Below are 6,396 nucleotides of genomic sequence, written 5' to 3'. Positions count from 1 at the left end.
CCCCAGGGAATAAAAACATAGATCAAGTGTCTTGTGGGGTGGGCATCCTGCCCGCCCCAGGGAATAAAAACATAGATCAAGTGTCTTGTGGGGTGGGCATCCTGCCCGCCCCAGGGAATAAAAACATTTAAGAAGATTTAGGAATGCGAGTGGTTTTAGTAGAACGAGTCTCCAAAGCCATCGCATCTTCTTTAGCAACATCTCTTTTGATCTTGACCGTACCCGTCGCCGCATCTTCAATATCGACGACTTTTCTTAACAGTTTGGCAGTAGCTTCGTTACCCGACTCGTGGGCGAGTTTTACTGCTTTTCCTAACTTGGCGGTGGCGACTTCAATATCGCCTCTATCCCGTGCTTCTAACCCATCTTGAATTGATTGAGCAAGTTCTGCTTGTCCGGTATAGTGGGCAACTCGCCGGTCAATTTTAGTTGATTTAGCATCATCATCTGTCCAAATTGCCAAGATTCTTGCTTCGGCAACTTTGGTTTCTACCCCGTTTAAGGTATAAATAAGACTGGCGCGACCTGCTAACATTTCATCGCCAACATTGCCCGGTTTAACTTGAATGGAAAAATGATAGTCGCGGGACTCATTTTTTCCCCATGCACCTGTCGGATAGTCGCCAACTTGTGGTTTGACGAGTTTGGCGCGGTAGGTGAGGTCAACAATTTCTGGACTAACTTGTTTGCAGAATTGCACTGTCGCACCTTGGGGCGTCCACAAACGCAAAGCAACATCGCTGACATCTTTGCTCATTGCTTTTGCTAAAATTCCTCGAAAGTCGGCTTCAATCATCGCCGCGTTGGGAATAATATCGGTAGTTCCTAATAGTTTGTTAGATATCTGTTGTAACTGTTTGACTCGCCAATCGGTTCCTACTCCGCGACAGTCGCATTGAAAAACGCCTTCGCATTGTTGTAAAACTGCTTTGAGTCGCTGTTCGTCGGAGTCGTCATTTTGTCCGTCGGTTAATAATAGCGCTTGACGAATGGCGTTGGGCATTTTTTTGAATTCTTCAAACGCGGAAGATAGCCAGCTAGAAATAACTGTACCGCCGTTGGCAGAAATTTTTTTTATTTCTGCGATCGCTCTATTTTTATTCTCCGCTGTCGCCTTCAACATCGGAAAAACCAGACGGGCGCTACTCGATCCGGTGACAATAAAAAAATAAGCATCATCGGGCAGCAAATTCACAATTTTTGCCATTGCACCCTTCGCCGCTTGAATTTTTTCACCCCCCATAGATCCAGAAATATCGCAAATAATCCCGAATAATCTTTCCCCCGCAGGTGTTGCACTTACTCCCTCGCCACCTGCGACGGTAACAGTCATAATCGCATGAACTTCTTTAGCACCTTGGGGTAAATATTGGTTTTGGAATACTTCGGCTTTGAATTGGCTAGACATAGGATTTTTTTTCAGTTTATGTTGGTGAAAATTGGTAGTTTGATCATACAGAAAGTAAGGCGACGGTGATATTATCGTGTCCGCCTTTACTGAGGGCAAATTCAACTAAACTACGGGAAACCTCAACCGCATCTTTGTCCGCTTTTTTCTTGACAAGATGCGCCATTTGTGAAGGTTCGGGGGCGTAATGCCACATGCCATCAGTACACAGCAGCAAATATCCAGAACCAGGTATATCGAAATTCACAATCGATGGATGCCAATGGTCTCCTATATCCACACCTAGCCACCGAGTAATTGCATGAGCTTGGGGATATTTTCGCGCTTCAGTTTCGCTCATTTTTCCCGAACAAACGATATCGTTAAGCCAAGAATCATCCTTGGTTAATTGCTTAGAACCTTGGGGAGAAATCCAATAGGCGCGACTGTCACCCAACCAACCAATTGTAGCCATTTTATCAACAACAACGGCGGCAACAATTGTCGTTGAAGGAGGGTCTATATCTCCACCATTTATATAAGGAATATCGCAGACAGATAGCAATGCTTCCCCAACGGCAATTTTCATCGCTTCTGCCGATTTTACCGCGCCTTTTTGAATCGCAGCAGATAGGGCAACCGATGCTTTATCCGCAGCAACTTTAGCGGCTAATTCAGGTTTTTGCGAACTAGAAACCCCATCGCAAACAACGAGGACGTAGGCGTTTTTTCCCTCAACTTTGGCACAAGCTAGGTAGTCTTCGTTGTGGTGGTGTCTGAGTCCTCGGTCGCTGATTCCTGCCAGGTTAGATTCTATGGTAATTTCTATGCGATCGCCTGTCTGCGTTTCCCGTCTAAAACCGCAATTAGAACAGTATCCTTCAGCATCAATTGCTTCTATACCCGCGCCGCATTTTTCACATCCATCGCCTGCATTCGGAATAGTTACAGCAAGGGGTGTGCCGCATTCTTCGCAGAAGCGATCGCCTATCATTACATTAGTACCGCAATTCGGACATTGCAACTTGGTAATTGGTAATTGGTAATTGGTCATGGTGGTAAGTTTAATTAGAGACTAAATTAATTCTAGAAAGTTCAAACCGGATAATTCCTGGTTCCGATCCTTCTCCAATATAGACAAAATTACACTTTTCCAGCAATCGCTGCGAGGCTTTAAGTTCTGGTAATGTTTCCGCGATCGCTCGTTTCACTTCTCCATCTTCAAACGCCCAATTAAGCAGTGCTTTGATCGCTTCTGTTCCGTATCCTTTGTTTTGATATTCTGGTAAAATTGAATAGCCAATTTCTACCGTACCATCAGGAGTGGGTTCCCCTTTAAAGCCACCGTTACCGATAACAACTCGTTCGTTTGTAACCCGATCGTTCAGCACGAAGTACCAACCCAACCATCCGACTTGATAATAATTTTCCTGGCATTTTTCTAAGAACCACAATAGGCTTTGTTCGTCGTTGAATGGCGGAGGCCAATTGTCTGGAACTCGCGCGTCGAGGAGGTAGGATAATAGGGAGCGATCGCTCATTTCTGCCTGCACAATTTCTAACGTGAAAGGAATCAATTCTAATCGTTCGGTTTTGAGGCTAAGGTTTGACATGGTAATTGCTAATTGCTAATTGCTAATTGCTCATTTAACAAATGACAATTGACTAAAACAAGGTTTTGGGACGCACGTTGTTTGCTTCATCTACCAACCTGATCTTTTCATCTCCGGTTGTGAGATGCGCCATCGCGCGCAAGGCTTTTTCTAGTCCTTTTCTTAGATTCACTTCCTCTAACGTCTGTCCCAGAATTGCGATAGAAGAATTTGGCGAAAGTGCGGCAGATGTGACCAGATTTAAGGCGGTTTCCAACACTTGTTTAGTAAGGCGATATCGATCCATTCCTTCTAAGGTTAGCGCCTCTATTGCCGTCGATGCTTCTTTGAGTTCTTTAGCACCGGGTGCGGATCGTTCGGTATTAATTAAAGTGCGGGCAATTTCTACACGCGATCTCGCATACATATTAGAAGTTTGCGGCACTCGTTCTAACGCCGTTACCGCACCTTTTCGATCTCCCGTTTTACCCAAGCAACGTGCCAAACCAAACGCAGCAGAAACATAACTCGGATCGGTACGCGATACCAAGTCATACATCCCAATTGCCAGTTTATAATTACCTGCCAATTCTGCCGCCAAACCAAGTGCTAATTTGGGAACTAATTCCCCCGGTAAGTCAAAATAAACTTGATCGAATGTTCCCTGCGCTTGTTGCGCTTTCCCCTGCGCCATAAAACTGCGTCCCCCATACCATAAAACTCGCCAATCCCAGGCATCTATTGCTTCAACTTGCGCCAATATTTCTTCGACCTCTTTATCAGCGCCAGTATCGATTAAGCTATTCGCTAATCGCAGCAACGCTTCTTTGGAATTGGGGTATTGTTGCACGACTTGTTTTAAACTCGCAATGCGCTTATTTGGATCGGAAATAGCACTCGCATTCATCACCGCATTGCCAGCGGGATCGGATGTATCCAAAATCGGAATTGGCAACTGGCGGTAATCGGGTTTAATCAATTCAAAGTCGCCGCTGGTAGTAATCGCCAGCATATCGCCGCTGAAAATATTGCTAGCAGATGGACGCGGAGTATTGGTTTCAATTGCCACAATTTCCCGCAACACACCCAGCAATTGATCCGCCATTTCATCGGCAGACTGGAAGCGGTCATCTGGATTTTCTGCTGTTGCTTTGAGCAAAAATCGATAAAGGGATTCTTGCTTAGCAAATAGCGCGTCTTCTTGCGGACTGGGGAGGGTGTAGAGGTGTTCTTTACTAAACCCTGGAATATTAGTCAGCAAAACTGCTAAAGTTCTGCCAATTGTAAACAAATCCGAGACAATAGTTGGTCCTTCTCCTGCTTCCGGTGCGCTATAACCAACGGTTCCGTAAATATCGCCGTGGGGGTCATCAATGCGCCGCACACCTCCCATGTCAATTAATTTAACATCGTGACCTTCTAACATGACGTTATCCGGCTTAAAGTCGCAATAAACTAAGCCTTGGGAATGCAGGTAGGAAAACGCGCCTAAGATGCGGTGAATGTAGGCGATCGCTTCCGCAATTGGCAATGGCCCCCTTTCTTTTCGGATTTCTTTTAAAGTTTTACCTCCGACATATTCCATGACGATAAAACCTTCGTTATTGTGTTTGACAAAGTTATAAATCCCGACAATATTGGCATGTTTAACAGAAGCCAAAAATTGCCGTTCTGCCACTGCAACTGCTGCACTCGCCGCATCTTCCGTATTCAGCAGTCCTTTTAATACCACATAACGCGATAAAGTTTGGTCAAAACCGAGATATATCCATCCCAATCCACCGTATGCGATCGCACCCTTGACTTCATATTGTCCCGCCACTAAATCTTTTGGATACAAACTGGCAATAAACGAATATTTTGTGCCGCATTTAGAACAAAAACCCCTTTCTCGTTTCAACGGGTTATTGCAATTTGAACAAAACCGTTTGTTCTCCGGAACTTTCGCATCTGCCAAAATCGCTTTTTCCGGTTCAGTTGAAGGTAATTCCGGAATCGATACCAGTCCCGCACCCAATTGTCTGCGGCTACTTCTGCTACTACTGCTGCTAGTTCGTCGCGAACCTTTGGAACGATTTGTCAGTGGCGATGAACCCGTCCCCGTAGTAATGCTGGCGCTTTGTCTTGTACTATTAAGTACCGCCGCTTGGAAAGATTCTACTGTTTTTAGTTCAGCCATTCCGCACAGGTCGCAATAGCCATCTTCGATTGTGCCAGTGCAGCCTTTTCTCTTACACCTTTCGCCGTCCATTTGGATTTTCCTTAATAAAGTTTTATCTAAATTCCAGCGATTAACCGATTAACTCAATGATAGAGGCGATCGCTGTTTTTTAACTTTTCTAAACTTTTGTAACAGTTGCTTTAACATAAGCCACGCTCTCGCCGTCATCGAGACAGGGTATTGCCTAGTAATACCACAATGCGATCGCTCACCATTCCAGAAAAATTCCAGGGAACTTTAAATCCTCTAGTCAGTTAGATAATAATTTCAGTTACAGCAACGATTGGCGCGGAGGTATGATTGGAAATTAGTGCAGAACAAATCTTACAATTGAGAGCGATCGCTCATTTAAACTATGAACCATAAAATTTTAACTCTAGATGAACTAGAGCGGTTTCGGTTATCTGACAATCCTAAATTTAATCAAATACTAGAAAAGTCTAGGCGAAGTCTTAAAGAAGAAGGCGGACTAAAGTCTGATGAATTTTGGAAATTAGTTGATGAATCATCAACCCAAGAATCCCAACAGCATTAAGTTTACAGCTATCCCTTCCAGTTTTGTCTTGCTCTATTAAAAATTTCATCAAGACTCTGCCCTTCGTAAAGTCGTCGGGAAATTTGTACGTAGTCAGTAGGTTCGCGGTGCATGAGGGCAAGAAATCTGAGCGCAGCCGCAACACCCAAAGCTTTGTTTAATGCCTCAATGCCACGGACTCTGAGTTCTGCGTCATCCATCATCTTTGCTGGTTCTGTCATGGTGTTTCCTGCCGAATATAGTCAACTGGATTCATTACTTTAATATTAAGTTGTAGACTTTGTGCTTGCCTACTCAAATCATCATCACAGGTGAGAAAGTAGTCAGCACCGACCTGAACAGCACAAGCTAGGTGAATGGCATCTCTGGCTGAAAATCTACCCGCTTGCAAGAATGTTTGAGCTAGTTGGTAAATAGGCTCATCAGGGCAAAATCTGACCTGGCAAAGCGTTGCCAATCCTAACACAATTTCTTTGCGGTCTGGAAAGGGGCAGAGTGTAGTTTCGTCTTCATGCATAAAAGACCAAACTAGCTGAACTATCTGAACTGCGGCTCGATTGAATATTTCCTGACATGCCAAAGCCTCAATTTGAATTCGAGTTTGTTGAGGGTCGTCAAACCTCCTTTGAAAACAGTTGTAATCAAGGTAAAGTAAATCCAT

General features: G+C 44.4%; 7 protein-coding genes. 1 reads left to right on the top strand and 6 read right to left on the bottom strand.

Annotated features, from left to right (window positions below; genetic code table 11):
- Window positions 1-127: 127 nt before the first annotated feature.
- Genes MiSe_RS33995 through MiSe_RS33980 form a run of 4 tightly spaced genes read right to left on the bottom strand, consistent with a single transcriptional unit; the run spans window position 128 to window position 5,230 of the window.
- Window positions 128-1,408 (bottom strand): vWA domain-containing protein, encoded by a 1,281-nt coding sequence (locus tag MiSe_RS33995; RefSeq protein WP_226588464.1) that lies wholly within the window; start codon window positions 1,406-1,408, stop codon window positions 128-130.
- Between the two features lie 43 nt (window positions 1,409-1,451).
- Window positions 1,452-2,441 carry a PP2C family protein-serine/threonine phosphatase gene (locus MiSe_RS33990; protein ID WP_226588462.1) on the bottom strand — a complete coding sequence of 330 codons (990 nt, stop codon included), beginning with the start codon at window positions 2,439-2,441 and terminating at the stop codon, window positions 1,452-1,454.
- A 10-nt stretch (window positions 2,442-2,451) separates the two neighbouring features.
- Window positions 2,452-3,000, bottom strand: coding sequence for a GNAT family N-acetyltransferase (locus MiSe_RS33985; protein WP_226588460.1), 549 nt, complete (start codon window positions 2,998-3,000; stop codon window positions 2,452-2,454).
- 52 nt (window positions 3,001-3,052) lie between these two features.
- The gene (locus MiSe_RS33980; protein WP_226588458.1) at window positions 3,053-5,230 is read right to left on the bottom strand and encodes a serine/threonine-protein kinase; all 2,178 of its coding nucleotides are present in this window, start codon (window positions 5,228-5,230) and stop codon (window positions 3,053-3,055) included.
- A 325-nt stretch (window positions 5,231-5,555) separates the two neighbouring features.
- Here MiSe_RS33980 and MiSe_RS33975 point away from each other — a divergent pair, with 325 nt between their 5' ends.
- Window positions 5,556-5,735 carry a hypothetical protein gene (locus MiSe_RS33975; protein WP_226588456.1) on the top strand — a complete coding sequence of 60 codons (180 nt, stop codon included), beginning with the start codon at window positions 5,556-5,558 and terminating at the stop codon, window positions 5,733-5,735.
- An 8-nt stretch (window positions 5,736-5,743) separates the two neighbouring features.
- Here the strand turns inward: MiSe_RS33975 and MiSe_RS33970 are convergent, their stop codons facing one another.
- Together MiSe_RS33970 and MiSe_RS33965 are read right to left on the bottom strand one after the other, a co-directional pair.
- A complete protein-coding gene (locus MiSe_RS33970) occupies window positions 5,744-5,956 on the bottom strand; it encodes a hypothetical protein (protein WP_226588454.1) in 213 nt (70 codons plus the stop codon).
- Window positions 5,953-6,396 carry a type II toxin-antitoxin system VapC family toxin gene (locus MiSe_RS33965; RefSeq protein WP_226588452.1) on the bottom strand — a complete coding sequence of 148 codons (444 nt, stop codon included), beginning with the start codon at window positions 6,394-6,396 and terminating at the stop codon, window positions 5,953-5,955. Before MiSe_RS33965 ends, MiSe_RS33970 begins: the two co-directional genes overlap by 4 nt.

The organism is Microseira wollei NIES-4236, assembly GCF_020521235.1.
Taxonomy (GTDB): Bacteria; Cyanobacteriota; Cyanobacteriia; order Cyanobacteriales; family Aerosakkonemataceae; genus Microseira; species Microseira wollei.
This window is presented reverse-complemented; position numbering and strand designations above follow the sequence as displayed.

Bases quoted from the DNA above. Each gene is read 5' to 3' on its own strand.
- MiSe_RS33995 (WP_226588464.1), bottom strand. From the start codon at position 1,408: ATGTCTAGCCAATTCAAAGCCGAAGTATTCCAAAACCAATATTTACCC.
- MiSe_RS33980 (WP_226588458.1), bottom strand. From the start codon at position 5,230: ATGGACGGCGAAAGGTGTAAGAGAAAAGGCTGCACTGGCACAATCGAA.
- MiSe_RS33965 (WP_226588452.1), bottom strand. From the start codon at position 6,396: ATGGATTTACTTTACCTTGATTACAACTGTTTTCAAAGGAGGTTTGAC.
- MiSe_RS33990 (WP_226588462.1), bottom strand. From the start codon at position 2,441: ATGACCAATTACCAATTACCAATTACCAAGTTGCAATGTCCGAATTGC.
- MiSe_RS33985 (WP_226588460.1), bottom strand. From the start codon at position 3,000: ATGTCAAACCTTAGCCTCAAAACCGAACGATTAGAATTGATTCCTTTC.
- MiSe_RS33970 (WP_226588454.1), bottom strand. From the start codon at position 5,956: ATGACAGAACCAGCAAAGATGATGGATGACGCAGAACTCAGAGTCCGT.
- MiSe_RS33975 (WP_226588456.1), top strand. From the start codon at position 5,556: ATGAACCATAAAATTTTAACTCTAGATGAACTAGAGCGGTTTCGGTTA.